General features: G+C 73.0%; 18 protein-coding genes and 1 tRNA gene. 10 read left to right on the top strand and 9 right to left on the bottom strand.

The annotated features are described in order from the left end of the window. Window positions 1–243: 243 nt before the first annotated feature. The 8 genes from ACIQU6_RS37215 to ACIQU6_RS37180 all read left to right on the top strand — a co-directional run bounded on the left by ACIQU6_RS37215 (window position 244) and on the right by ACIQU6_RS37180 (window position 11393). Window positions 244–1680: a hypothetical protein gene (locus tag ACIQU6_RS37215; RefSeq protein WP_403486158.1), complete on the top strand. Its 1437-nt coding sequence runs from the start codon at window positions 244–246 to the stop codon at window positions 1678–1680. 14 nt (window positions 1681–1694) lie between these two features. Then, complete coding sequence (locus tag ACIQU6_RS37210; protein ID WP_403486170.1) at window positions 1695–2702, top strand: glutamate ABC transporter substrate-binding protein; 1008 nt, start codon at window positions 1695–1697, stop codon at window positions 2700–2702. A gap of 150 nt (window positions 2703–2852) precedes the next feature. Then, entirely contained in the window at window positions 2853–4154 is a 1302-nt protein-coding gene (locus ACIQU6_RS37205) for a hypothetical protein (RefSeq protein WP_403486157.1), read from the top strand. After that, the gene (locus ACIQU6_RS37200; protein ID WP_403486156.1) at window positions 4151–6799 is read left to right on the top strand and encodes a tetratricopeptide repeat protein; all 2649 of its coding nucleotides are present in this window, start codon (window positions 4151–4153) and stop codon (window positions 6797–6799) included. Before ACIQU6_RS37205 ends, ACIQU6_RS37200 begins: the two co-directional genes overlap by 4 nt. A 1-nt stretch (window position 6800) precedes the next feature. Further along, window positions 6801–8228, top strand: coding sequence for a protein phosphatase 2C domain-containing protein (locus ACIQU6_RS37195; RefSeq protein ID WP_403486155.1), 1428 nt, complete (start codon window positions 6801–6803; stop codon window positions 8226–8228). Window positions 8229–8347: 119 nt separating this feature from the next. Continuing rightward, window positions 8348–9199 (top strand): hypothetical protein, encoded by an 852-nt coding sequence (locus ACIQU6_RS37190; protein ID WP_403486154.1) that lies wholly within the window; start codon window positions 8348–8350, stop codon window positions 9197–9199. Between the two features lie 43 nt (window positions 9200–9242). Next, window positions 9243–10865, top strand: a complete 1623-nt coding sequence (locus ACIQU6_RS37185) for an FHA domain-containing protein (RefSeq protein ID WP_403486153.1) — start codon at window positions 9243–9245, stop codon at window positions 10863–10865. Window positions 10866–10988: 123 nt separating this feature from the next. Beyond that, a complete protein-coding gene (locus tag ACIQU6_RS37180; RefSeq protein ID WP_376563086.1) occupies window positions 10989–11393 on the top strand; it encodes a globin in 405 nt (134 codons plus the stop codon). Window positions 11394–11836: 443 nt separating this feature from the next. Here the strand turns inward: ACIQU6_RS37180 and ACIQU6_RS37175 are convergent, their stop codons facing one another. From ACIQU6_RS37175 to ACIQU6_RS37145, 7 genes are all read right to left on the bottom strand, one after another. Continuing rightward, window positions 11837–12631: a hypothetical protein gene (locus tag ACIQU6_RS37175; protein WP_403486152.1), complete on the bottom strand. Its 795-nt coding sequence runs from the start codon at window positions 12629–12631 to the stop codon at window positions 11837–11839. Beyond that, on the bottom strand, window positions 12628–13062 hold the full coding sequence (locus ACIQU6_RS37170) for an acyl-CoA thioesterase (RefSeq protein ID WP_403486151.1): 435 nt from the start codon (window positions 13060–13062) through the stop codon (window positions 12628–12630). Before ACIQU6_RS37170 ends, ACIQU6_RS37175 begins: the two co-directional genes overlap by 4 nt. 5 nt (window positions 13063–13067) lie before the next feature. After that, window positions 13068–14732, bottom strand: a complete 1665-nt coding sequence (gene ettA, locus ACIQU6_RS37165) for an energy-dependent translational throttle protein EttA (RefSeq protein WP_403486150.1) — start codon at window positions 14730–14732, stop codon at window positions 13068–13070. Between the two features lie 312 nt (window positions 14733–15044). Beyond that, window positions 15045–16430 carry an LAETG motif-containing sortase-dependent surface protein gene (locus ACIQU6_RS37160; protein ID WP_403486169.1) on the bottom strand — a complete coding sequence of 462 codons (1386 nt, stop codon included), beginning with the start codon at window positions 16428–16430 and terminating at the stop codon, window positions 15045–15047. 241 nt (window positions 16431–16671) lie between these two features. After that, on the bottom strand, window positions 16672–17214 hold the full coding sequence (locus ACIQU6_RS37155) for a single-stranded DNA-binding protein (protein ID WP_403486149.1): 543 nt from the start codon (window positions 17212–17214) through the stop codon (window positions 16672–16674). Between the two features lie 366 nt (window positions 17215–17580). After that, complete coding sequence (locus tag ACIQU6_RS37150) at window positions 17581–19686, bottom strand: GTPase (protein ID WP_403486148.1); 2106 nt, start codon at window positions 19684–19686, stop codon at window positions 17581–17583. A 32-nt stretch (window positions 19687–19718) separates the two neighbouring features. Then, window positions 19719–21482, bottom strand: coding sequence for a dynamin family protein (locus ACIQU6_RS37145; protein WP_403486147.1), 1764 nt, complete (start codon window positions 21480–21482; stop codon window positions 19719–19721). Window positions 21483–21791: 309 nt separating this feature from the next. On the opposite strand from ACIQU6_RS37145, the gene ACIQU6_RS37140 reads away from it, so the two are divergent. Further along, window positions 21792–21867, top strand: a tRNA-Arg gene (locus ACIQU6_RS37140). Between the two features lie 1344 nt (window positions 21868–23211). On the opposite strand, the gene ACIQU6_RS37135 is transcribed toward ACIQU6_RS37140, so the two are convergent. Both ACIQU6_RS37135 and ACIQU6_RS37130 read right to left on the bottom strand, forming a co-directional pair. Continuing rightward, on the bottom strand, window positions 23212–23649 hold the full coding sequence (locus ACIQU6_RS37135; protein ID WP_403486146.1) for a hypothetical protein: 438 nt from the start codon (window positions 23647–23649) through the stop codon (window positions 23212–23214). A 737-nt stretch (window positions 23650–24386) separates the two neighbouring features. Continuing rightward, complete coding sequence (locus tag ACIQU6_RS37130; RefSeq protein ID WP_403486145.1) at window positions 24387–25433, bottom strand: hypothetical protein; 1047 nt, start codon at window positions 25431–25433, stop codon at window positions 24387–24389. Between the two features lie 122 nt (window positions 25434–25555). Here ACIQU6_RS37130 and ACIQU6_RS37125 point away from each other — a divergent pair, with 122 nt between their 5' ends. After that, the gene (locus tag ACIQU6_RS37125) at window positions 25556–26686 is read left to right on the top strand and encodes a hypothetical protein (protein WP_403486144.1); all 1131 of its coding nucleotides are present in this window, start codon (window positions 25556–25558) and stop codon (window positions 26684–26686) included. Window positions 26687–26950: the final 264 nt, after the last annotated feature.

The following is a 26950-nucleotide window of genomic DNA, read 5'->3' as shown; positions in this document are numbered from 1 at the left end:
CTGGCAAGGGTAATGCGGGGGCGGCGCGCGGCGCGCTGCCCCGGAAGGCACGGCTCCGGGAACCGGGGCGTGCCGGGCGGCGTGATGAGTCGTGACGGGCCTGCGGCGGGGCCGTGGGCGCGCCCGGGGCGGGTGGTGATCCGCACAAGATCGGTCAAGTCCGGTGTGCTGGTCGGGCGCTGCGGACATACTGACCGCCATGTGTCCGTACCCGCAGCCAGCGCCCCAGGGGGTGGTTCTTCGGTGACGTCGGTGACGCCGGTCTCTTCGGTGACGTCCGCGCCGTCCGCGACCCCGGACGCCCCCGCGCCGGTCGTGGGGACCGGCGCGCGCCGACGCACCGCATGGGCCGAGGGGCTGGACCGGCTGCGGGCCGCCACGACGACGGAGCCGGGACGGCTGCGGGCGCTCGGGGCGGTGCTGGCGCTGCTGGTCGTGGTGTTCGGGGCGACCACCGCCTGGCAGGTGTCCGACCGTTCGGCGGCCGCCGACGACGTCGTGCGGCGCAGCCAGCCGCTGACCGCGGACGCGGCGGACGTCTACCGCTCGCTGGCGGACGCCGACACCACCGCCGCCGCCGGCTTCCTGGCCGGCGGGGCGGAGCCCGAGGCGACCCGGCAGCGGTACGCGGCGGACCTCGCCAAGGCGTCCCACCTGCTCGTCAAGGCGGCGTCGAACGCGCGGGGAGCGGACGCGGAGGGCGGCCCGGCGGACCCGGCCGGGGCGCAGATCGCCCGGCTGAACCAGCTGTTGCCGCGGTACGCGGGCCTGGTGGAGACGGCCCGGGCCAACAACCGGCTCGGGCTGCCGCTGGGCGGCGCCTATCTGCGGTACGCGAACGAGCAGATGCGCTCGGAACTCCTGCCGGCCGCCCGGGCGTTGTACGTGGCGGAGACGCAGCGGCTGGCCGTGGACCACCAACGGGCCACGGCCTGGCCCTGGTTCGCACTGGCGGCGGGGGTGACGGCCATCGGGGCACTGGCCTGGGCGCAGCGCCGGCACTACCGGCGCACCAACCGGGTGTTCAACCGCGGCCTGCTGGCGGCGACGGTGGCGACGGCCGCGGCGCTGCTGTGGCTGGCGGCGGGGCACACGGTGGCGCGCGCCGGGCTGTCCGACGCGTACGGGCACGGCGTCCGCTCGTTGGAGGCGCTCAACGTCGCCCGGATCGAGGCCCTACGGGCGCGCGGGGACGAGAACTTGACGCTGGTGGCGCGCGGCGCGGTGCTGACCAGGGACCAGAAGGACTTCTACGAGGTCGACTACCAGGCGGGGATGCGCGCGCTGGCCGGCCCCGGTCCGAAGGCCACCGGCGAGCTGGGGAAGGCGCTGGCCCTGGCGGACGACGCGGCGGGCCGGGGCCCGGTGCGGGAGGCGGTGGCGGCCACCGGGCTGTGGCGGGAGAGGCACGCCGAGGCCCGACAGGCCGACGACCGGGGCGACTACGAGCGGGCGTTGGCCAAGGTGATCGGCGGGGCGGGCTCCACCGGGGCGTCGTTCGACCGGGTGGACACCGGGCTGGGCCGGGCGCTGGTCCACGAGCAGCAGCGGTTCCGGTCGGCGGCGGACGGCGGGCGCGCGGCGTTCGACGGGCTGGCGGTGGGCGGCGCGGCGCTGGCCGTATTGGCCGCGGCGGCCGCGCTGTTGGGTGTCGGGCGCAGGCTGTCGGAGTACCGGTGAGGGGATCTGGGGAGATGGTGGTGCGCGGGCGGAGGCTGCGGGATCTGCGGGCCGTGCTGGCGCCGGTCGCGGCGGGCATGGCCGTGATGGCGGCGGCCGCGACGGTGTTGGTGCCCGCGCTCGGCCACGGTGACCGCCCTCAGGGCCCCGGGCCGGTGGCCATGCACCGGGCGTACGGGCCGGGGGCGGGGCGCGCGGAGCCGGCCGCGGCGGGCTGCACGCCGGCCACCGCGGCCCGGAGCCTGCGGCCCTCGCCGGCCGACGGCCCGGCGGTGGAGCGGATCAAGAAAAAGGGCCAACTGGTCGTCGGGGTGGACCAGAACACCTACCGGTGGGGCTACCGCAATCCGGACACCGGCCAGTTGGAGGGCTTCGACATCGATCTGGCGCGGGCCATCGCCAAGGACATCCTGGGGCCGGACGCCAAGGTCGTCTTCCAGGCGGTGCCGACCAACCAGCGGATCCCGGCGGTCCGGCAGCGCGCGGTGGACATGGTGGTGCGGACCATGACGATCAACTGCGAGCGCAAGGCCCAAGTGGCCTTCTCCACCGCGTACTTCCAGGCCGGGCAGCAGGTGCTCGCCCCGAAGTCGTCGCCGATCACCGCGTTCGACGACTCGCTGCGCGGCAAACGGGTGTGCACCGCGGCCGGTTCGACGGGCGAGGCGGAGCTGGCGAGACGGAGCCACGGCGCGCGGGTGCTGACCGCGCCCAACCAACTGGACTGCCTGGTACGGCTCCAGTTGGGCGAGGCGGACGCGGTGGTCACCGACAGCGCGCTGGCCGCGGCGCAGGCGGCGCAGGACCCGACGGTGGAACTGAAGGGCAAGCAGTTCACCGACGAGTCGTACGGGGTGGCGATCAACAAGGCCGATCCGGACCTGGTGCGCCGGGTCAACGCGGTCCTGGACGACTACCGCAGCGGCGGGGACGACAGCCCCTGGATGCGGGCGTACCGGAAGTGGTTGAAGGCCGATCTGCCCGGTATATCGGGGCCGCCGGCGCCCCAGTACAGCGACTGAGGAGGTCCGGCGGCGGCCGGGTGCCCCACGGGGCGTCCGATGGGGTCACTATGGAGGGACCGGAGCGGGAGAAGGGGGTGTCGACCAAGGACCGGCGAGCGCCGGGGGCACCAACCGCCGTGCACGGTACGCGTATTGGAGAGGTGAGCGATGGGGGTCCCTGGACCCTTCCCCGGCTCGGCGGGGAGACCCGATGCCCCGGTGTGGGACCGGGAGGAGGTGGACCGCGCCCTGGCGCGGCTCGGCGCCGAGTACGAGGCGCTGGAGACGTCGTTGCTCGCGCTGCAGGACCACGCCGGCCGCCGGCTCCTGGAGGGCGCCGAGCTGTCGGGCGTCACCAAGGAGCGCTGGGCCGAGACGGAGCGGTCGATCGCGGTGCTGTGGGCGCTGTTCGACGCTTATACGGAGGCGCTGACGGCCGCCCGGGAGCTGCGGGCGCGCCGGCGGTGGCCGTCCGTCGAGGAGCTCGCGGAGCTGTCGGAGCTGTTGCGGCACGGCGAGGTGACGGTGCCGGCCACGGCGGTCGACGACGTCGGCGGCGGGCGGCTGGGCCTGCCGGAGCTGGTCGCCCGGATGACCGGGCTCTACGCGCGGTCGCTGGACGTGATCGTGGCGGCCGACGCGGTGTGGTCGGCGCTGCCCGCCCGGATAGACCTGCTGGCCGAGGAGTTGCGGCGGACCCGGTCGCTGGCCCACTCGGTGGGAGTGCGCCCCGGTGAGCACCCGGCGGGCGACGATCTGGAGCGGATCACCGCGGAGTTGGCGCGGCTGCGCGCCCAGGTGATCGTGGATCCGCTGGCGTTCTGGGCGTCGGCGGGGGCCGGCAGCGCGGCGCCCGGCGGGGGCCGTCCGGACACCGCCCGCTACGACCGGGCGGCGCGGGCGCTGGAGGACATCCGGCGCGAGGTGGCGGCGGTGCTGGACGTGCGGCAGGACGCGGAGCGGCGGCTGATGCTGCTGCGGGACGTGCTGTCGCGGGCGGACCGGACGCTGACCGAGGCGCGGCAGGCGCGCGGCGAGGTGCTGGCGAAGATCGCCGCGACGGAGGTGCCGGCGGTCAGCGGTCCGTCGACGGCGCTGCACGAGCAGTTGGTGACGGCCGCGGAGTACCGCCGGCGGGCGCTGTGGCACCGGTTGTCACCGCTGCTCGATAGCCTGGAGGAGCGGGCGGAGGACGAACTGCGGCGGGCCCGCGAGTCGTTGACGGCGGTGACCGCGCCGCTGGCGGTGCGGGCCGGGCTGCGCGGCCGGTTGGACGCCTGTCGGGCGCGGGTCGCACGGCACGGGCTGGCGGCGGACCCGCTGCTGGTGGAGCGGTACGACCTGGCGCGCCGGATGCTGTGGAGCGCGCCGTGCGACCTGCGGGTCGCGGAGCAGGCGGTGTGGCGCTATCAGGAGGCGGCGGCGGAGGCGATGGTTCCGGAGCCGCGGGACGGCCGGGGGGAGAGTTGAGCGAACGGGACGGGGGGCGCTGCCAGCGCCGGGAGTGCGAGGGGCGCTACGAGGACGTCGGCGGCGGTGAACTGTACTGCGACGTCTGCGGGTTGGCGCCGGTGGTCTCCGTCGAGGGGCTGCTGTCGGTGACCGCGACGGTGCTGACGCGGCGGGCGGAGGCCGGGGGCGCGACGGTCGCCGCGCCACCGCCGTCCGGGGCCCGCGCCCGCCGGGCGGCCGGTGCGCACGTCCCCGAGCGGTCGGCGGACGGCGACGGGCCCGGGAGCGGGTCGGCACGCGGGTCGGGCGGTCGGGCGCCCGTGGTGCGCGGCACCGGCGGCGGGCCGAGTGCGCGCTCCGGGAGCGGTTCCGGTGCCTCGCGCGGGCGGCTGGGCGCGGGGCTGGTGACGGTGCCGCAGGTGCCGCGGCGCGATCCCCTGGCGGCGGTGCTGGACGATCCGCAGGTGCCCGAACGGAAGCGGTTCTGCAGCCGCGGGGAGTGCGGGGCGCCGGTGGGCCGGGGCCGGGACGGCCGGCCGGGCCAGCCGGAGGGCTTCTGCACCAGGTGCGGGCATCCGTACAGCTTCGTACCGAAGTTGCGGTCCGGGGAGCTGGTGCACGACCAGTACGAGGTCGCGGGGTGCCTGGCGCACGGCGGGCTGGGCTGGATCTACCTGGCCCGGGACCGGGCGGTGGACGACCGGTGGGTGGTGCTCAAAGGGCTGCTGGACACCGGCGACGAGGAGGCGCTGGCGGCGGCGGTGTCCGAACGGCGGTTCCTGGCCGCCATCGAGCACCCGAACATCGTCCGGATCTACAACTTCGTGGAGCACCTGGACGGTTCGACGGGCAGCCGGGACGGCTACATCGTCATGGAGTACGTCGACGGCACCTCCCTGAAGGACCTCGCCAACGAGCGGCGCACGCCCCAGGGGCGGCGCGACCCGATGCCGGTGGAGCAGGCGTGCGCGTACGGCATCGAGGCGCTGGAGGCGCTCGGGCACCTGCACGCCCGGGAGTTGCTGTACTGCGACTTCAAGGTCGACAACGCCATCCAGCAGCACGACCGGCTGAAGCTGATCGACCTGGGCGCGGTGCGGCGGGCGGACGACCACGAGAGCCCCGTCTACGGCACCATCGGCTACCAGGCGCCCGAGGTCGGCGAGGTGGGCCCGTCGATCGCCTCCGACCTCTACACCGTCGCCCGCACCCTGGCCGTCCTCACCTTCGACTTCCAGGGCTACACCAACGTCTTCGCCGACTCCCTGCCGGACCCGGACCACATCGAGGTGTTCCGCCGCTACGAGTCCTTCTACCGGCTGCTGGTGCGGGCCACCGACCCCGATCCGGCGCGCCGCTTCGGGTCCTCGGAGGAGATGGCCGAGCAGTTGACGGGGGTGCTGCGGGAGGTGGTGGCGCTCCGTACGGGCGAGCCGCGGCCGGCGCCGTCCACCTTGTTCGGGCCGGAACTCCGCGTGGTGGGCACGGAGCTGCTGCCGCCGCCGGCCGGCGACAGCTCGCTGCTGGGCGCCCGGCGGGCCGGCCGGCGGCGGCCCGCCCGCGCGGGAGGCGAGGACCCGGCGCGGGCGGCGGCCGGCCCGGCGCCGCTCCCGTTGGACGTGGCCGCGGCGGCGCTGGCACTGCCGGTACCGCGGGCGGACCCGGACGACCCCAACGCCGGCTTCCTGGCCGGGCTGCACGCCGCGACGCCGGCGGAGCTGCTGGGCGCCCTGCGCGCGGCGCCCGCCGACTCCCCGGAGGTGCGACTGCGGGCGCTGCGCGCCCAGTTGGAGCTGGCGGCGGACGCCGGCACCCCGGGTACCGGCGCCTCGCTCCCGGCAACGGGGTGGGCCGGCGGCGCCCCGTCCACCGGTGACCCGGTGGACACCGACGGCCCGGTGGGCGCCGCCCCCGCGTCGGACACGGACGACGACAGCGGGGACTGGCGGGCGGTGTGGCACCGCGGGCTGGCGGCGCTGGCCGGCGGCGACCGGGAGGGCGCGGCGCTGGCGTTCGACGCGGTCCTCGATGCCTTCCCCGGCGAGCCGGCGCCGAAGCTGGCGCTCGGCATCAGCGCCGAACTGCTGGGGCAGTTGGACAACGCCGCGGAGTACTACCGACTCGTGTGGGCGACCGACCACGGTTATGTGAGTGCCGCGTTCGGGCTGGCCCGGGTGCGGCTGGCGGCCGGCGACCGGGAGGGCGCGGTGGCGGCGTTGGAGTCCGTCCCGGAGGCGTCCATCCACTACACGGCGGCCCGGGTCGCGGCGGTGCGGGCCCGGCTGCGGCAGCGCTCGCCCCGGGAGCCCCTGCTGCCGGATCTCACGGCCGCCGCCCAACAGGTCGAGACGCTGGCCGACTTCGGGCTGGACGACCGGCGCCGGGAACAACTGGCCACCGAGGTACTGGGCGGTGCCCTGGACTGGGTACTCTCCGGGAGCCACGGCGACGGGCCCGGCCACGGGGCCGGGGCCGACGGGCCGGACGGGCCGGTGCTTCCGCGGCGGCGGCCGGCGCTGCTCGGCAGTCCGCTGGACGAGCGCGGGCTGCGGTTCGGGCTGGAGCGGTCGTACCGCCTGCTGGCGCGGCTGGCGCAGCGTGGTGAGGAAAGGATCGAACTGGTGGAGCGGGCCAACCGCTTCCGCCCCAGGACATGGGTGTGACATGGGTATGAGTGGGCCGTCTCGGTGCCGGAACTGCGCTGAACCGCTCGTCGCGGGGGACAACTACTGCGGGCGGTGCGGCGCCGATCCCCTGGCGCCGGCCGGGTTCGGCGGGGCCGCGGGATTCGGGGCACCGCCGGCGGCGTACGCGGCGGGCCCGACGGCACAGGCGGGCCCACCACCGCCCGACCCCACGACCCGCCTGCCGTTCGGGGACGCGGTGGCGCCGCCGGCCGGTGATGCCGCGGACCGGCCGGCCGACCCGCGGGTGGTCGGCTACGAGGCGGTCGCCGACGCCGCCGTCGGCATCCGCCCCGAAGGGGACGCCCCCGCCCGGGCGTTGACCGGGGCCGACGCCGGGGCGGAAGCGGAGCCCCCCGCGGGCGCCGGCACCGCCCCCGCGCCCGGGACCGAAGCGGAATCCGTAGCGGAATCCGTGGCGGCGGACGGGACGCCGGCCACGGCCTCGGACGTATCGGGGCCCGACGGGGCAACCGGAGCGGCGTCCAAAACGCCCGCCGAGCCGGCCGCCGACCCCGCCCCGGCGCCCGCCGCGGCCGGATCCGGAGCCGCCCCGACGGCCCCGACCGCGCGCGAACGGGACCACTTCGAGCGGGAGTCGACCGGCGCCGCGGCGGTCAGCGACCGCGGCCGCCGGCACCACCGCAACGAGGACTTCTTCGCCCTGGCCGACAGCGCGCTGCCGGACGGCTCGCCCGTCGTGATCGCGGTGGTCTGCGACGGCGTCTCCTCGGCGACCCGGCCGGACGACGCGTCCCTGGCCGCCGCCGAACGCGCCGCCGGGGCGCTGCGGATGTCGCTGCCGCGCGGCGAGCACCCGCAGCAGGCGATGCACGACGCGGTGCTGGCGGCCTCCGCGGCGGTCGACGCGCTGGCCGAGGACCCGTCGATAGCGCACCACGAGTACCGCCAACAGAACGCCCCCGCCTGCACGTTCGTCGGCGCGGTGGTCGGCGGCGGGCTGCTGACCGTCGGCTGGGTCGGCGACAGCCGGGCGTACTGGATCCCCGACGACCGCACCGCGCCGCCGGTCCGGCTCACCGAGGACGACTCCTGGGCCGCCCAGATGGTCGCCAACAACCTGATGACGGCGGCCGAGGCCAACGCCGACGAGCGGGCGCACGCCATCACCGGCTGGCTGGGCGCGGACGCCTACGAAGTCGAGCCGCACGTCGCGGCGTTCCGACCGGACGGACCGGGGAGCGTGGTGGTGTGCACGGACGGGCTGTGGAACTACGCCGAGTCGGCCGCGGCGCTGGCCGCGGTGCTGCCCCTGGACGCGCCCGCCCGGCCGCTGCACGCCGCGCGGACGCTGGTCGGCCACGCCCTGGACGGCGGCGGGCACGACAACGTCACGGTCGCGGTGGTGCCGTTCCGGGCGGCCGTCGCGGGGGCAGGATCGGCCTGAGCACCCGCGCGCCCCCCTCAGCTACCGGGGGAGACCCCAGCCCGGCCGTCAACCCCGCGCCGTCCGCCCACCGGTGGCCCGGCCGGCCGGCGGCGGCCACAAGGAGCGGAACGTCACCCATGGCCAACTTCGCCAAGTCGCGGGCACCGCGCTTCACCGCCGAGGTGCACCAGAACCCCCATCTACCCGAGGGCGGGCGGGAGGTGCACGCCGTCGTCACGGTCACCGCGACCGGCGGCGGCTCCACCGGCGGGCGCCCGGTGCCGCTGCCGCGGCCGGAGCCGGCGGCTCCGGCCGCGGCCGAACACGAAGGCGGGACCCTCGGCCCGGATGCCGGGGTCGTCCTGCGGGTGCGGACCCCGATGGGCGCCGAGGTGCGGTCGCTGCGCCAAGTGGCGCCCCCCGCCGAGGAGCTGACCGGCCGGCGAAGAGCGTCGGGGCCGCGCGCGGGCGACTACCCGACGGGCCCCTGGGGCGACGAGTCCCGCGACTTCCACCTCTGCCTGCGCGTCCCGGACCCCGGGCTCGGCCGGGAGATGCTCGCCGCCCGGATCACGGTGCTGCTGCCCGCACCCGACGGCAGCGCGCCCCGGGCCGTGGCGCAGGGCCTGGTGCGGGCCGTATGGACGGACGATCCGGCCGCCTCGGTACGGATCGATCCACAGGTGGCGCACCACACAGGACGGTCCGAACTGGCCGAAGCCGTCCAGCAGGTGCTGGATGCGGCGAAGTCCGGAGATGCCGGTCGCGCCCTGGCGGAACTGCGGCGCGCACGGCGACTGGCCGTCGCCCCGGGGGACGGGGACACTGCGAAACTCCTTGCGAAGGTGGTGGACGGCGTCGACACCGCGACCGGTACTGTGCGACAGGCGGCGAAGGCGACCGAGGCCCCACGGGAGAGCTCCCGGGAGGCGTCCGGCCCCCGTTCCTCGCCCGGAGAAACCGCAACGAACAACCATGAACAGCACTGATCAGTACCACCGGAAGTAACGGTACGGAGGGGGAAGAACCGACATGCCTACCTGCCCGAGCGGCCACCAGTCGGCGGCCGAAGACTGGTGCGAGGTGTGCGGCCAGCGCATGGCGGGCGCCGTCCCTCCGCCGCCCTCTCTGCCCGCCGGTTTCCTGAACGCGCCGCCCGCCGAGCCGACCGGCCAGCCCGGTCCGCCGCCCGCCCAGCCGGGGCCCCCGCCGGGACAGCCCGGTCCCCCGCCCGGTCAGGCCGGCCCGCCACCGGGGCAGCCCGGCCCGCCGCCCGGTGGCCCGGAGGGCTTCGGCGCTCCCGGCGGCTTCGGTGGCCCCGGCGGTCCGCCGCCCGGTGCGCCGATGCCCGGCCCCGGCGGCCAACCACCGCAGGGCGGCTACGGATTCCCGCCCCCGGCCCCCGGCCCCGTTGGTCCTGGTGCTCCCCAAGGTTTCGGTGGCCCCGGTGCGCCCGAGGGCTTCGGTGGCCCCGGCGGTCCGGGCGGTCCCGGTACTCCGCCGCCCGGTGCGCCGATGCCCGGCCCCGGCGGCCAACCACCGCAGGGCGGCTACGGATTCCCGCCGCCCGCCCCCGGCCCGCACGGTGGACTCGGCGCCCCGCCGCACAGTGCCCCCCTGCCCGGCGGCCCCGGCCCCGGGCAGGCCGTTGAGCCGCAGGCGTGCCCGCAGTGCCGCGCGCCGCGCGAGGGCGCGGCCCCGTTCTGCGCCGAGTGCCAGTACAACTTCCTCACCAACTCCCCTGCGTCGTTCGCCCCGCCGCCCGGCGCCCCCATGCCCGGCCCCGGCGGCCAACTGCCGCAGGGCGGCTACGGGTTCCCGCCGCCGGCCCCCGGCCCGGGTGCGCCCGGTCCCGGCCCGCAGGGCGGCTACGGCTTCCCGCCCCCGGGAGCCCCGCAGCACCAACCGCCGGGCCCGCCGCCCGGTATGCCCGGCCCCGGCGGCTACCCGGGCCAGCCCGGCCCGCCGCCCCAACAGGGCGGTGACGACTGGACGCTGAACCCGCCGGCCCAGCAGAACGCCGCACCGATGGCGCCCCCGCAGCAGCCCGACCCCGGCCCGCAGGCCCCCTTCGAGCAGCAGCCGCCGGCCCCGTTCCCGCCGCAACAGCCCCCGCAGCCGGGCCCGTTCGAGCAGCAGCCCCTGCAGGGCGGCCCCGAGCAGTTCGGCCAGCCGGGACCCGACGGCCAGTGGGGCGGCGCCCCCGGCCCGGCGCCGGCGCCCCCGCAGGGCCCGCCGCCGGTCGTCGGCGACGGCTGGGTGGTGGCCGTCGCGCCGGACCGCGAGTACTTCATGGCGATGATGAGCCGCAGCGGCCCGGAGGCTGCGGGGCTCAACCTGCCCTCGTACTCCCCCGAGCAGGTGCTGCCGCTCGCGAACGGCCAGATCTCGGTCGGCCGGCGCCGGAACAGCACCGGCGAGTCCCCGGACGTCGACCTGGGCCGGACCCCGGAGGACCCGGGCGTCTCGCACCAGCACGCCCTCCTCGTCCAGCAGCAGGACGGCAGTTGGGCCGTGGTGGACCAGAACTCCACCAACGGCACCACGGTCAACCTCGCCGAGGAGCCGATCCAGCCGTACGTCCCGGTGCCGCTCCACGAGGGCGACCGGGTGCACGTCGGCGCCTGGACGACGCTGACCGTCCGCCGCGGCTGACACCGGGGCACCACCCACCCCAACTCCGGGGCGTGATCGGCCAATCACGCCCCGGAGTTGCTTCTTCTCGCGGGCCGTCCTAAGTCCGGAGTCCTCGGTCGGGGCGTCTGCCACCATGGACCGGTGAACAACATTCCGCACGGCACTCTTCAGGAGCAGACCTTCTACGAGCAGGTCGGCGGCGAGGACACCTTCCGCCGCCTGGTGCGCCGCTTCTACGAGGGCGTCGCCGAGGACCCGCTGCTGCGGCCGATGTACCCGGAGGAGGACCTGGGGCCGGCCGAGGAGCGCCTCGTCCTCTTCCTCATGCAGTACTGGGGCGGCCCCCGCACCTACAGCGAGAACCGCGGCCACCCCCGACTGCGAATGCGGCACGCCCCGTTCACCGTGGACCGGGCCGCGCACGACGCCTGGCTGCGGCACATGCGGGACGCGGTGGACTCCCTCGACCTGTCCGAGGAACACGCGACGCAGTTGTGGAACTACCTGACGTACGCGGCCGCCTCCATGGTCAACACCGCCGGCTGAGAGAACGGTCACACCACCCGGCCCGCCGCGCGCTGCCACCGTCCGGCGCCGCGTCCTCCGGGCCGAGAGCCACTGCCGACGCGCCCACGCCGGAGGCCCGGGTCGCTCCGGGGGCGGGAACCGCGTCCGGCTCCCTCGCGCAGCGGGTGCGCGCGCACCGCACGCTGCCGACCGCGCCCCGACGTTCGGCGGCCGCGCCACCGTCGAACTCCCGGGCGCGCTGGGCACGTTGCGGCGGCCGCTCCTGGTGAACCGGACCACCACCAGGGCGACAAGCGAGTCGGCAGCAGCGAGCAGACAGCAGAAGCCCCCGGCCCCACTGGGAGCCGAGGGCGGAAGAAGCGAGCCCCAAGGGGTCCGGGGTCCGGCCCCGGTTTCAGGGCGAAGGGCGCCAAGCCGTCAGGTCCGCAGGGCGACAGCCCCACCGCCCTCCCCGGCGCCCCTCAAACTGGCGTAACCGTGAGCCCCGACAGCCCCGTCCGCCCCGCAGGTCCCCCCACCCGCACGGCAATCGACCCATACGGCGTGCTCAGCCGCAGCCACCCCCCGGCAGCCAACAGCGCCACCGACACCGCCGGAGCCGCACCACCAACACCGGCACGCGCTCCCGGCAGCCCGGCCTCACTCGCCGCAGTCGCGCCCCGCGCCCCGCGCAAGAACCCGAGCGACTGCGCCGCATGCACCACCCGCAACGGCAGCTCCGTATCGCCGAGCGTCCGCGACCAGATCTCCCGCCCGATCCGGTCCCGCTCGCTCCGGGTACGCCCCTGCGGGGGCAACGCCTCGTCCCGGGCGCGGAATTCGGCCACCGCGGCGGACACCGTACGCACCAACGCGTCCGGCGACGGCAACCCGGGCACCCGCGTCCAACCGCCCCGCGGCGGCAACACCCCGGCCCACGGCGGCCCGGTCACCGCGGCGGGCACGGTGACGCTGCCCTCCGACTCCGCGATCCCTTCGAGCAGTTCCCCGGCCGAGACGGTCACGTCCAGCCCGAGACCACCCACACCACCCTCAACGCCAACAGACGCACCACCAGGAGCACCGGCACTACCCTCGGCCAACCGCGCCGTCCGAATGGCCAACACCTCGAACGACGGCGGACGGCCGAAGACGGCCAACACGCCGCCCCCGGCCTGGAGCCGCACCGCGGCCCCCCGGTCGTAGTGGATCAGCCGGCCGAGGAAGGCGGCGAGATCCGCTGCCTCCCCGGCGTCGGCGAACCGCAACACCGTCATCCCGCGACGGCCCCTTCCTGATGCGCGGCGTCGTCCAGGTATTCCTTGAGGATCGCCTTCTCCTCCGGCATGAGGCGACGCGGTCGCCCCGCGGCGAAGTCGAACGGCACGACCACGGTCGCGGCCCGCAGATAGACCGTGTCCGCGTCCTTCACCTCGTACCCCACCGTCAGCGACGCGGCACTGATCTTCTTCACCCACAGCTCGACGGTCACCGGCTCCGGCCGGTACACCAACTGCCGCAGGTAGTCGACCTCGTGGCGCGCCACGACCGAGCCGCCCTTGAACGCCGCACTGCCGCCCCCCGGCGCCAGCCGACGCATGTAGTCGATCCGTGCCTCTTCGAGGTAACGGACGAACACCGCGTTGTTGACATGGCCGTTGGCGTCCATGTCCGACCAGCGCAGGGGGCAGGAGTAGAGGTACCGCACGGCGGTCAGCCCCGGGTCAGCTTCTTGTACGTCGCCCGGTGCGGACGGGCCGCGTCGGAACCCAGCCGCTCGATCTTGTTCTTCTCGTACGACTCGAAGTTGCCCTCGAACCAGAACCACTTGGAGTTGCCCTCGTACGCCAGGATGTGCGTGGCGACGCGGTCCAGGAACCAGCGGTCGTGGGAGACGACCACGGCGCAGCCGGGGAAGTCCAGCAGCGCGTTCTCCAGGGAGGACAGCGTCTCGACGTCGAGGTCGTTGGTCGGCTCGTCGAGGAGCAGCAGGTTGCCGCCCTGCTTGAGGGTGAGCGCGAGGTTGAGGCGGTTGCGCTCACCGCCGGAGAGCACGCCGGCCGGCTTCTGCTGGTCCGGGCCCTTGAAGCCGAACGCGGAGACGTAGGCCCGCGAGGGCATCTCGACCTGGCCGACGTTGATGTAGTCGAGCTCGTCGGAGACCACGGCCCACAGGGTCTTCTTGGGGTCGATGTTCTCGCGGCTCTGGTCGACGTAGGAGACCTTGACGGTCTCGCCGACCTTGATGTTGCCGGCGTCCGGGGTCTCCAGGCCCTGGATCATCTTGAACAGCGTGGTCTTACCGGCACCGTTGGGGCCGATGACGCCGACGATGCCGTTGCGCGGCAGCGTGAAGCTGAGGTCGTCGATGAGGACCTTCTCGCCGAACGCCTTGCTGAGGTTGTTGACCTCGACGACGACGTTGCCCAGACGGGGGCCCGGCGGGATCTGGATCTCCTCGAAGTCCAGCTTCCGCATCTTGTCCGCCTCGGCGGCCATCTCCTCGTAACGCGCCAGACGGGCCTTGGACTTGGCCTGCCGCCCCTTGGCGTTGGAGCGGACCCACTCCAGCTCGTCCTTCAGGCGCTTGGCGCGCTTGGCGTCCTTCTGGCCCTCGACCTTCAGACGGGTCTGCTTGGTCTCCAGGTACTTGGAGTAGTTGCCCTCGTAGCCGTGCAGGCGGCCGCGGTCGACCTCGCAGATCCAGCCGGCGACGTTGTCGAGGAAGTACCGGTCGTGGGTGACGGCGACGACGGTGCCGGGGTACTTGGCCAGGTGCTGCTCCAGCCACTGCACCGACTCGGCGTCGAGGTGGTTGGTGGGCTCGTCGAGGAGCAGCAGGTCGGGCGCCTCCAGCAGCAGCTTGCACAGCGCGACGCGGCGGCGCTCACCACCGGAGAGGTTGGTGACCGGCCAGTCGCCGGGCGGGCAGCCCAGCGCGTCCATGGCCTGCTCGAGCTGGGTGTCGAGGTCCCAGGCGTTGGCGTGGTCCAGGTCCTCCTGGAGCTTGCCCATCTCCTCCATCAGCGCGTCGGAGTAGTCGGTCGCCATCAGCTCGGCGACCTCGTTGAAGCGCTTGAGCTTGTCCATGACCTCGCGCGCGCCGTCCTGGACGTTCTCCAGGACCGTCTTGGACTCGTCGAGCGGCGGCTCCTGGAGGAGCATGCCGACGGTGTAGCCGGGCGAGAGGAAGGCGTCACCGTTCGACGGCTGCTCAAGACCGGCCATGATCTTCAGCACCGTGGACTTACCGGCGCCGTTGGGGCCCACGACGCCGATCTTCGCGCCCGGCAGGAAGGCGAGCGTCACGTCATCGAGGATGACCTTGTCGCCGTGCGCCTTACGCGCCTTGCGCATCGTGTAGATGTACTCAGCCAAGAGAAACCGTCCGGCAGTTTGGATCTATCAGGTGGTCTGGTGGCTCCGCCGCGTGGGCCGTGGTGCGGCGTGGCCGCGCGAAGGCAGATACACCCCATCTTGCCGTACGTCCATCGCAGGACGGAAACGGGTTCCGGGAGATGGACGGCGAAAGGCCCCGGAGCGGACGTTGCGCTCCGGGGCCTTCGCGCTGCGCGCCGGGTGGCCACCCGCTCACGGCGTGCCGACGGCCCGCTCACCGGTGGTCACCGCGTCGCGTACGACGGTGACGGCTGACTGCCACCGCCTGACCCGCTTACGCGGATGCCGTGCTCACGCCCGGGTCTTCTTCTTGCGCAGGAAGAACACCGCCGCGCCGCCGACCACGACGAGGGCGACCGCGACACCCGCGATCACCGGGGTGGCACTGCTGGAACCGGTCTCGGCGAGGTCAGTGCCGTGACCACCGGTGTTGCCGGCGCTGGTGCCGCCGGCCGAGGCCGGGCTGGGGTGCGGCGAGGGCTGGCCGGTGGTACCCGCGGTCTTGCAGTCCAGGACGCCGGAGAAGGTCTTCTTGAAGCCCTCCGCGCCGGTGATCGTGATCTGGTACGGCTGGTCCTCGCCCACCGCAACGGTCACGGTCTTGGACGCGCCCGGCGCGACCTCGTAGTCCTTGCCGGAGAGCTGGAAGCGGAACGCCTGGTCACCCTTGTTGGTGGCGGTGACGTCCACGCCGCCCTTGGAGCAGTTCTTCTCCGCGGTGATCGCGGGGATCGCGCCCTGCTTCTTCCAGGAGACGGTGGCGGCCGCGGAGACCGTGGACTCGCTGGAGCCGGCCAGGATCTGGGTCTGGCTCTTGGCGTGCTCACCGATACCGGTGAAGGCCCGGCCCACCGGGACCTTGGTCGCGGCCTGCGCGGTCAGCGAGGTGTGGCCGTCGGCGGTCCCCTTGGGGACGTCGAAGAACAACTGGGTGCCGTCGGCGGCGCTGGTGACCGGCTTGCCGTCCTTGCCCACGATCTTCACGCCGGCCGGCACGTCCGACGCCGGGGAGACGGTGACGCTGTCGGCGTTGGTGTGCACGGTGACCGGGCCGATCTTGCTGCCGGACTTCCCCGAGACCGCCGGCGGGTCCAGGGTCAGCGACGCCTTGGGCTCGGAGACGCTCTGCGCGCTCTTCTCCAGGTAGTCGGCCAGCTTCTCGGCGGCCGGGTCGACGGCGTCCACCCTGGCGTGGTCGGAGAAGCGCCAGATCGCGACCTGGGTGCCGGCCGCGGCGGTCTTCTCGGACAACTGCCCGGCACCGGCCTTGGCGGAGAGCGCCGCCAGGTCGTTCACCTGCGGGTAGGAGTTCTGCAGGATCCAACGGATCCTGCCCGCGTCCGCGTTGTCGTGCAGCGACGAGGCGCTCCACGGCACTTCCTGGTAACGCGCCTGCTGCTGCGTCGGGTTGTGTATGTCGATGCAGTACGTCTGCAGCGTGCCGCCGTTGTCGACCGACATCTCGAAGAGACCGGCACCGATGCGCTGGTCCCCTCCGTTGCCGTGCACCACGGCCTGGTCGAAGGTCTTCAGCCCGCCGAGCGTCGCGGTGGCGCCCCCGTGCGACATGGCCGGGTCGTCCGCCGCGGCGGTCCCCGCGGTGGCTATCGTGCCCGCCGCGATCAGGCCCGAGGCCACGACCGCGGCGGCAAGGCGGGCTGCGCCCCGCCCCTTCATCGAAAGCATGATTTCCCCTCTGGGCGAGGCGGTCGGCTTGAGAGGAGCCTCGCCGGAAAGATCCCAAGAACTCAGCGGCCGAACTGGTCAGCCTGGTCAGCCCCCGTGAGTACCCGTCGGATCCTATGGAGCGGGCGCATCACGCCCCCCGGTAATAGCGTCCTATAAGCGATCCGAATCGCAATCGTTACCGAATACCTGCATCACGGGCCGGCATTATCGACAAATCACTGATGCGTTTTCAGGGCACAGACACCTTCTGTGGCGAATTGCCGGGCCCTCTCGCCGCCCCTGTCGACGCTGCCGCCGGACGATCCACCGGCGCCCCCATTCCCGTCGCCGTATCCGATTCAACCTTTCCCAACGGCCCCACTTCCGACCCTCGTTGAGTTCCCTCGGACACATTCCGCACCCGCACCACCCGCCGGAATGCGGACGTCCCGCGCGAAAGGTCGTGCCCGATCGCGAAGGCGTCGATCTCGACCGCGAACCAGCGCTGTCCCCCCTTCTCCGGCGCCTGTTCCCCCTCCCGCACCCGCAACCTCCCCTGTACGACGAGCGGTTCGCCGACCGCCACCGACGCCGCGACATTGTCCGCGAGCGCGCGCCAGGACCGCACGGTGTAGAAACTCGTCTCCCCGTCGGTCCAGCACTCCCGTGCCCGGTCCCACCGCCGCGAGGTCGCCGCCCTCCGGAACCGCGCCACCGGAACTCCCGCCGCGGTCTCCCGGTGCTCCACCGCCGTGGCCACGTTCCCCACCAGTGTCACCATCGTGTCGTTCATGAAAGTCCCCCGTTTCCGCGTTGCTTCGTCGCGTCGTTCCTTCTTTATGGCGCCGCTTCAGCACGCCCCTCCAACAGCCCCCTTCAACAGCCCCCTTCAGTTCGGCTTCACTTCGCTGCTTCGGTCGCCGCTTCAGCCGTCGCTTCCACGCGCCGCGCTGCTTTGCGATGCCGCCCCGCGGTTCCGTGTGGCGCCACGTGGCTCCGTGCGGTTTCGCGCCGGGCTTCGCGAAATCCATGCTGCACGGAATCGGCGCGGGCCGCGGCGGGCTGTGGACAGTCCCGCCGGCGAACAGTCCCACCTGTGGACAACTCCGCCACCCACCCGAGGAGTTCGGTACCCCGTCCACCGCGCCGCCGCGCCACCTCACACGCCCGACGCCACCGCGTACCGCTCCCGCACCTCGCGGTACCGCAGGAGTTCCGCGGCCACCGGCTCCAGCACCCGCGCCCGCCCGCACCCGGCCGCCGCCCCCCGCAGCCGCCGCTCGGCCTCCTGCCCGTACCGCCGGGCCGGCCCCCGGGCCGCCAGCCCGCACAGCCAGGTCAACACCGGCCCGCCCACCGAGCCCACAACGGCGGGCACCAGCCCCGACAGCCACTCCGACGTCGCGACCACACCCGTCACAGACCCCAACACCCACAACACACCGACCACTTGCAACACGAAAAGCAACCCCTGCAGCGCGGCCGCCACCGACCACCACCGCGGCTTCCCCTCCGGCCCGCGGCGCAACGCCTCCTCGGCCTCGGCCGCCACCGCGTCCAACGCCTCCGGCAACTCCTCGGCGCCCCGCACCGCCGCCTCCCGCACCGCCTGCGCCCACGGCACCGGCAACCCCTGCGCGGCCTCGACCGCCACACCCCGGACCGCCTGCTCCACCACCGGCCGGGCCGCCGCCCGCCCGTCTTCACCCCACCCGGAGCCAACCACCGCCGCGGAGGCGGTACGTCCTCTTCCGCCTCGCCCCTCCCCCATACGACGCGCTTCCTCGTTGGGGAGCCGCTCCTCACCACGGCCCGCCTCGGCGCCGGCGTCCTCCGCCCCGGTACGCGGCCCGGCGATCCGCACCGCGCCCGTGCCGTTGCCGCCCCTGCCCGCCGCCGTCATCGCGCCCGGCCGCGCCGCTCTCCGGCCCTTCCGCCGGGACCGCAGCCGCGACCACGGTGAGCCGCACGCCCGCCCCGCGAGCCACAGCCAGTCCCGTTCCGCCGCCCGCCCGCTGGCCGCCGCCCCCACCGCCTCGGCCAGCCGGTCGTCGAACTCCTCCCTGGCCCGTTCGGTCAGCCCCACCCGGCTCTCCGCGACATACGCCGACCGCAGCCGTTCCGCCGCGGCGTCCACGTCCGCCGTCAACCGGCGGTCCGCCGCGCCCCGTTCGGCGACGAACTGGGCGAGCGCCTCCCGGAGTTCCGCCACCCCTTCACCCGTCGCGGCGGAGAGCGCCATGACCTCCGCCCCCGGTTCCCCGTGCTCGCCGAGCGCCAGCCCGTCCTCGTCCAGCAGTCGGCGCAGATCGTCGACCACCTGGTCGGCGGCGTCGCCCGGTAGCCGGTCCACCTGGTTGAGCACCACGAACGTGACCTCGGCGTAGCCCGCCAACGGCCGCAGATACCGCTCGTGGAGCACCGCGTCCGCGTACTTCTCCGGGTCCACCACCCAGATCACCGCGTCCACCAACTTCAGCATGCGGTCGACCTGTTCGCGGTTGCTGGTGGCCGAGGAGTCGTGGTCGGGAAGGTCGAGCAGGACCAGCCCGGCCAGTTCGGGACTGCCCTGTGCGGGGGTGTGCCGGCGGTGCACCGGCACCCCGAGGCGGCGCAGCAGCCCCTCCGCGCCCGGCCGGCCACCGGACCAGACGCAGGCCACCGATTCGCCGGTCGTCGGTCGGCGCGCGCCGACCTCCGAACGGGGCGCCCCCGCGAGGGCGTTGAACAGCGACGACTTCCCGCTGCCGGTCGCCCCCGCGAGGGCGACGACGGTGTGCTCGCCGGACAGCCGGTACCGCTCGTCCGCCGTCTCCAGCACCCGCCCGGCCTCGTCCAGCGCCGTCCCGTCCAACCGGCTCCGGGACAGCGCGATCAACTCCCGCAACGCGTCCAAACGGGACCGCAGGCCCTCCCCTACGGCCCGTCGCGCCCCACCGGGCACCCACTTGTAGCCGGGCCCACAGGCATCGACCTCGACGCCACCCTCATCGACACCCGCATTCGTCCCCCGGGCGACAGAAGCATCAACTGCCCCGCCCACCCCGCGAGATCGCTCCACGCCATCGGCCTCGCTGCTCTCTCCCGCCACCAACGGAACTCCCGCCCCGCCGGCGCCCACCTCTGCCTGCCCCCCGCCCCTCGACGCCCTGCGCCGCACCCGCCGCGCAATCACCCCGTCGTCCCACGCGCCGCCGTCCCGCGCCCCCTCACCCCACGCCGTGCCCTGGCCCTCCCCTTCCTCGCTCATCACGAGCTCGCTCACCCTGCTCTCCGCCCCTCGCTCCGCGGACTCCTTCACCCCGTCACCGCCTCCCGCTCACAGCGGTCCGCCGCCGGGCGCCCGCGCTCCGTCTCCCACTGACCCGCCCGGTCCGCCCGGTCCACGGAGCGCCTCCGGCGCTGCTCCCGCTGCACCACCGACAGCGCGGCGATCAACTCGGCCTGCTGGTCCGGCGCCACCGTCAACCGGTCCAACGGGGCCAGCCGGCGCTCCCGTTCACCGTCGAGGGCGCGCTCCAGGTACGTGGTCAGCAGCCGCGCGCCCTTGTCGCACAACCGCAGCGCGCTCTGCGCCCCCAAAAGGTCGGCGAGGTTCTCCCCCGCCGTACGGGCCCGCCGCCCGCCCAACAGCGCGGTGGCCAGCAGGGCCGCCGGTTCCTCGGCGTCCACCGGGTCGTTCCGTTCACCGGCCTGGCCGCCGCGCGCCTCACGGGTCTCCTCCTCGGCGAGCTCCTCCAGGCAGCGCCGCCAACGCCGGACGACCACGCCGATCCGTCCGGCGGCCCCCGCGGCCCCGTCCGCCGCGGTCCGCGCCACCTCGGCCGCGGCGGGATCGTGCCGCCAGGCCCCCGCCGCCCGCTCGTCGGCCGCCTCGACGGCGCAGGCCAGCAGCGCGGTCAGACCCTGGGTCAGCGCGTCCAGCAGTTCGTCGGCGCGGCCACCGAGCCGGTGCGCGTGCCAGTGCGCGCGGGCGTCGCCGGCCAGGACCTCGCCGGCCGCGACCTCGCCCCGCACCCGCTCCGCGGCCTCCTCGTACGCCTCCTCGACCCGGCCGGCCAGCCGCAGCGCCGCGGCGTGCTGCGCGGCGGCGGCCCCGGCCAGCGCGGGCAGCCGGCTGCGCAACGAGGCGAGGACCCCGGAGGCGGTCCGCTCAGCGGCCGCACTACGGGCCACGGGGTCCTGCGCATGCCTCTCCAGCCACTCCCGCAGCCCGGCCACCGCCGTCGCGGGCAGCAACCCCCGGCCCCCGCCCGCCGATTCGGGCAGCTCAGGAATGGTGAAGCGGGGCACATGGCCGAGCCCGGCACGCTGCAACAGTTCGGCGTACCGCGCGGAGATCTCCGGGGCGATCTGGTGCGGCACCCGGTCCAAGACGGTGACCAGCGTGACGTCGTACTCCTTGGCGGTGCGCAGCAGATGCCAGGGCACCGCGTCCGCGTACCGGGCCGCCGTGGTGACCAGCACCCAGACGTCGGCCGCGCAGATCAGCTCGGCCGCCAGCTCGCGGTTGCCGGCCACCAACGAGTCGATGTCCGGGGCGTCCAGCAGCGCCAACCCACTGGGCAGCGCGGAATCCCTCTCGACCCGCACGGTCGGCGCCCCCGGGTCACGCCCGTCCCGACCGCGCCGCGCATCGCTCCCGGCCTCCCCGCCATCGCCCCGCGCGGTCCCCTCGCCGCCGTCCTGCTCCGGCACCCACACCCGGGTGAACCCCGGCAGCACCCGCTGCCCGGCGAACCAGCAGTGGTCATCGGGATGGCAGACCAACACCGGCGTACGGGTCGTGGGCCGCAGCACCCCCGCCTCCGAGACCCGCCGCCCCACCAGCGAGTTGACCAGGGTGGACTTGCCCGCCCCCGTGGAGCCCCCGATGACGGCGAGGAGCGGTGCCTTAGGGGCGCGCAGGCGGGGCATCACATAGTCGTCCAGTTGGGAGAGCAGCTCGGCCCGGTTACGCCGGGCGCGGGCGGCGCCCCCGAGCGGCAGCGGAAAACGTGCGGCGTCGACACGGTCCCGCAGAACGGACAGTGCATCGATCAGCCGGGGTCCTACGTCCAAGGTCGCCACATGTGAAGAATGCCCAATTTCGGTAGCTTTTTGAAGCGTATAGCCCCTTGTGTGCGCCGCAAGAATCACGCAGAAGAAGAAAGGGACATATAGGATTTTCAGTAAATCCGAGACGCAGGCATAACGAGTACACAACACCCGCCGCGCGAGACGCCAAAAGCCGTGCAGGATTCGTACCTGCCTGCGATTATCGGGATCGCTTCACCGAACCTCCACAACGTGCCACGGAGGTGAAGCAACCGGGACGAGGCACCCGGACCTCTATCCTGGTCCGCGGTCCGTGATCCACGCCCACCACCGGCCCCCGTAGCTCAGTGGATAGAGCAGGTGCCTTCTAAGCACTTGGCCGCAGGTTCGAGTCCTGCCGGGGGCGCCAGCCAAGGCCCTCCTCCGGGAGGGCCCTTTTGCTGGTCAGAGCAGATGTGGCCACACACGGAAGAACGCCGGCCCCTCCCCTGCGGATGACGGGAGGGCCCGGCGCCGTCCCACTGTCACCGGCTTTCTGCGCGTGACCGCGGCAAATGCGCAGCGAAGTTCCCCGGGGCCTCAGCCGATCTCAAACACCGCCGCGAGGTCTCCCTTGGCCTCCATCCGACGCTCAAGGTCGGCAACCGCCCTCGACGCAGCAGGCATAGATCGCGGCGACTGGGCGCCGGGGGACGGTGCCACCTGGAGCGCAGCGGGCCGTAAACGTCTCGCATCGCGAACCGCGCCACCCGCACTCCACGCCCTCACCGACTCCCCCTACGCCCGCAACCTCGGACCACGCACCATCAGCACCAGCAACACCGCCAGCAGCGGCCCTCGCCGACTTCAAAGCCCTGGCTCGGCGCCTGAAGAAACTCGGCGCCCAGGGCGTCGTCCTTTCCGGCGCCCCAGACCAAGGACCGCTCGTGGGGAACGTCAAGGCTGCATCCATACCGTCAGGGGCGAGCAGAGTCAGCTGCCCGGAAGCGGCCTCTGGACTCACCCAGATCGGATACCCAACCGAGGGCCTTTTGGCCAAGAACGCCTCATACCAGCAGAGCTTCTCGTGTAGCCGAATTACCCAGCCCAGAAAGGCGAGAGCCAGCGCCGAACCATGAGCGAGCCACTACTGAGCCACCGCGCTGCTCGACCGTATTCAGGAAGCCCAGAATCTTCTTTGTTCGAACCCGAGTGGCATAAGGACAGTTGCATTACGGCGCGGAGGGTCACGTCCAGCTCTGCGCCCCCAACGCACACCCCAGCCGGAACACCGCCGCCTTGAAGCCCAGGCGGCAGGCGCCGGGCCTACGGCCCCACGTCGCCGCCTGAACAGACCATTCAGACCGCCACCACGAGCCCAACAGCTCCAGAGCGGCCACCACCGATCGAGCAAACCCGACACCCCCACCGACCGTCCGCACCGAATCGAGACCGACCAGATTCCACCGCCCCAGATCCGCCACTGCGAGGGCCGTCATAGGTAGATCGGGATGCTTTTGCTGCACAGATAAACAGTCGCGCTCTTCCGCCGGCGGCTCGATGCGTGCCTGACCTGCGGTTACGGGCGGGAGTGGGGTGTCGCTTCCCAGCCCGTACACGGAAACGCCTGTGGAAACGGACCCGGAAACGGCGGGGGAAACACCAAAGCGCCCTCAGGCCCGACCAAGGCTCCTCGCAATGTTTCCGAGCTGCGCTTCTACCTCAATTACCGATACTCCCCAGCCAATTGGCTACTCAGCCCACCATAATTCTCTCACATCCCCGCCAACACACCCTCGTTGCACCAGACCCGGCCGCCTTCCTTACAAGGCCGAGAACACAAGGACGTATCGAGATGAAGGAAGTATCGAGACGCCCGCAGCTCACTCCGCAGCGAGCGAAATCCGGCCTCCGCCAAATCCCAATGCGCAGCCGCCCCCTCCCTCCAACGGGAATCCACGTCGGGACGCCGGTGGTCCTCGTCGACCGCCTCGATGGTGAACAGTTCCGTTCCGCCTTGCAGGGTCCGGCAGTTGACTGTCATCCAGTGAGTGCAGTCCGCCTTGCCGCCGACGCCATCGACGACGCGGTTCGCACAGCCAACCACCACGCCGGCCCGCAGAATGCCGTCGCCCGGCACGTTCAGCACGCCGCACCAGCGGCTGCCCATTACGGCTACGACGGCTTTGGCACCGAGCGGCACCTTGCCCACCGGTTCGGGCTCACTTGGCGCGTCCCAGGGCCTTGTTCGCCGGGTCCTGGCGGGTTCCGTGGTTGTTCTTCATGTCCTCCTGCAGACTGTCGATGTCCACCCGGTCCTTGTCGATGTCTCTCCGCGACCCAGCGCTCGACCAGGAACTCCATCTCGTGCTCGGAGGCGGGGCTCCAGAGCGCTGGCAACGAGCCTCACCGAAGTTTTCTCTCCCCTGATCTCGCCACGGACGGGTCATCACAGGCTCTGCCGCCGGAACCATCCCAGCGTCTCGGCGAACGGAACGAGCCCGTCACCGCGAAGTGCCCAGTGCGCAGTACGTTTCAAGGGGAAGAGGGGTCGGCACCTGGGCAATTCAGCACCAGGAACAGCCAATCCCCTACCAGGAATCGCCTGAAGCCGATCGCGTAGCTCGAAGAGGAGTCCGGGCCTGACGGTCGTACTCGGGGTCGAGGTCACCGTGAAGAAAGTGGACTGCTGCCCGGCAACCAGATCGTGGCGGTCTGTACGCGCGGCAGGTATCGGCGCGCGATGGGAGTTCTCGACCTTCCTTTGCCGGTGCCGGATACGGCGCCCGAGGGGCTGGATGGATTGCCGCCTACCGGCGTTGGGACCCGTGAAAGCACCCAGGTCAGTTGTCGCCCGGCGACGCCAGTCGGTAGCGATAACCCTGATCGGTGAGCCATGCCCGAGCCCGGCCGTACTGCCACACCACTGCGAACAGCCGGTACCTCGGCTCAGAGCCGAGCAGGCAGTACGCAACCGAGTTTCAACAGCGAAGCACGGAAGGCCGGCAGGTCACCCGGCGCCACCATGAGGTGTTGCCGACCGATCCGTGAGCACAGTGCGCCCGCCCCGTGGTCGCTCGCGATCACCACGGCCTGCGCCTCGTCCACGCACTCCAGCACGTGGCAGGTCCCCAGATCCCGAACCTTCTCGGTACGAGAGGCCGCCTCAGCCAGCAACGCCGTGACGGTCTGCGGCAGTTCGTCCCCTACGTTGTTCTCGGTGAGGAAGCGGCGCAACTCCTCCAGGCCGCGGCCCGTGTGCAGGGCCTTGAGCAGGGAGACGGTGGACAGCGTCCAGACGTGAGCGACGTACCGGACGTCGACGAGCCCGAGGGTGGCCGCGTACTCAAACAGCACGCAGAGGGTGTAACGGCCCTGCAGCACCGACCAGTCGTGGTGTCCGTCGTATCCGAGGCTGCCGTATTGCGCGTCCTCCAGGTACAGCTTCCACAGCACCCGATCGGAGCGGACCGGGCATGGGTCGTACCCTGCGGCCCGCATCGCCTTGAACAGCTCGTCCACCGTCACCCATTCCCCGGGCGGGCAACACTCGGCGAGCGCCGCGCCCACCGCCTGGCGGCGCGGACCCGTCGCGCTGAGGACGTTCGCCGCGCGCTGCCCCTTGACCTCCTCGATACGGCTGAACTCATCCAGCACCCCGCGGTTCAGCCAGCGCCGCCACAAGTGGCGGACCGTCTCGTGGGCAGGCCCGGCCAGCGCCCTGCGACCCCGCGCGGTCAACTCCAGTCGGCCACTGGACAGTTCCGAGAGACCGCCGGCTTGCAGCAACAGCGGCCAAGCGAAGGCCCTGACCGCCTCGCCCTCGTAGAAGTCACCGTCGGTGAGAACCTCTCCCAGCGCGCGGATCGTGGCCGCGGAGGGGCGCATCGTCTTGTTGCTGCACCGCAGCCTGCCCGCGGCCACCAGCTGTAGCACCGCCGGCAGTTCCGCCGTTGCCCCGTGCTCCGTCGTCCGCTCGGTCCAGACGCCCGCCACAGCCCGCTCCTCCCCGGAACCGCTCGCCTCGACTCACCCTACGGTGTTTGCGTCCGGCACCCGGCCGCCTCCGCGGTCGCTCAACGTCCACGCCCGCCCGCGGCGGCGACAAGGTCCGCCCTGTGAGCGAGTACCAGTATTACGAGTTTCAAGCCCTCGACCGGCAGCTCAGCCATGCGGAACAGGAGCAGCCGCGGTCCCTCTCCACCCGGGCCCGGATCACCGCCACCAGCTTCACCAACACCTACAACTGGGGTGATTTCAGAGGCGATCCGCGCCGCCTGGTCGAGCGCTACTTCGACGCCCACCTGTACGTCACCAACTGGGGTACCCACCGGCTGACGCTCCGCCTTCCCCGGCAAACCCTGAACCTGCCCACGGTGCGGCCCTACTGCCTGGACTTCCACGTCGACGCCTGGACCACCCGCACTCACCTCCTCCTCGACCTCACCAGCGAGGACGAAGACGGTGACTGGATCGAGGGCGCTGACGACTCACTGGCCTCCCTCATCGGCGTACGTGACGAACTCGCCGCGGGCGACCTGCGCCCCCTCTACCTCGCGTGGCTGTCCGCACTCTCCGCCCGGGAACTTGAGGACGATGACGAAGAGAAACACCAAACCCGGTCCGAACCGTCCGTCCCGGCCGGGCTCGGCGAACTGACCGCTCCACAACGGGCGCTCGCCGACTTCCTGCGCGTGGACAACGACCTCCTGGAAGCCGCCGCCCAGGCCAGTTCCACCATACCCAAGAAACCGGCCAAGCCTACGAAGAAGGAACTCGCCCCGCTCATCGCCGCGATGCCACAGAAGGAAAAGGACGCGCTGCTGCTCCGGCTCGCCCTCGGCCCGGAACCCCGGCTGCACACTGACTTGCTGCACCGTCTGCGCGGCACCATCGCCCTCGCCGCCACCCCCGGATACCGCTCCGCCGCCCAACTCCTGGACGCAGCCCGCACCCTACGCACAGAGCACCAACAGCACATCGAACGCGAACGGGCCAAAGCCCGCGACCGACATCTGACCGCCCTCGCGAGCGAGGCCGGATCCGCCTGGCAGCAGATCGAAGCACATATCGCCACCAAGAAGACCAGTGCCTACGACCAGGCCACCGACCTCCTCGCGGAGCTGCGCGACGCCTACGCACACACCGGCCGAGACACAGATTTCCGACGACGGCTATCCCACCTCCGCGAAAACCATCAACGCCGCCCCGGCCTCATCCACCGCCTCGACCACCGCGGTCTCCGTTAGCCCGCCTCACCCCTGATCGCTGCAGCTCAGAGCCACACCGTGCCCATAGCCACCAGCCTCTTCCAAACGCCCGCCGCGGGTGAACTCGTAGAACCGGCGCGGGCAGCCGACGCGGGCAAGAAGCCCCCACTACCACGACAACGCAAAAAGGCTCCGGTTCCTGAACCATAAGGTTCAAGAACCGGAGCCATAAAAGGAGTTCGGCGGCGTCCTACTCTCCCACAGGGTCCCCCCTGCAGTACCATCGGCGCTGAAAGGCTTAGC

The organism is Streptomyces sp. NPDC090442 (assembly GCF_044769405.1).
Lineage (GTDB): Bacteria > Actinomycetota > Actinomycetes > Streptomycetales > Streptomycetaceae > Streptomyces.
Note: the sequence above shows the minus strand (reverse complement) of the source record. Positions and strands in the feature narration are given on the sequence as shown.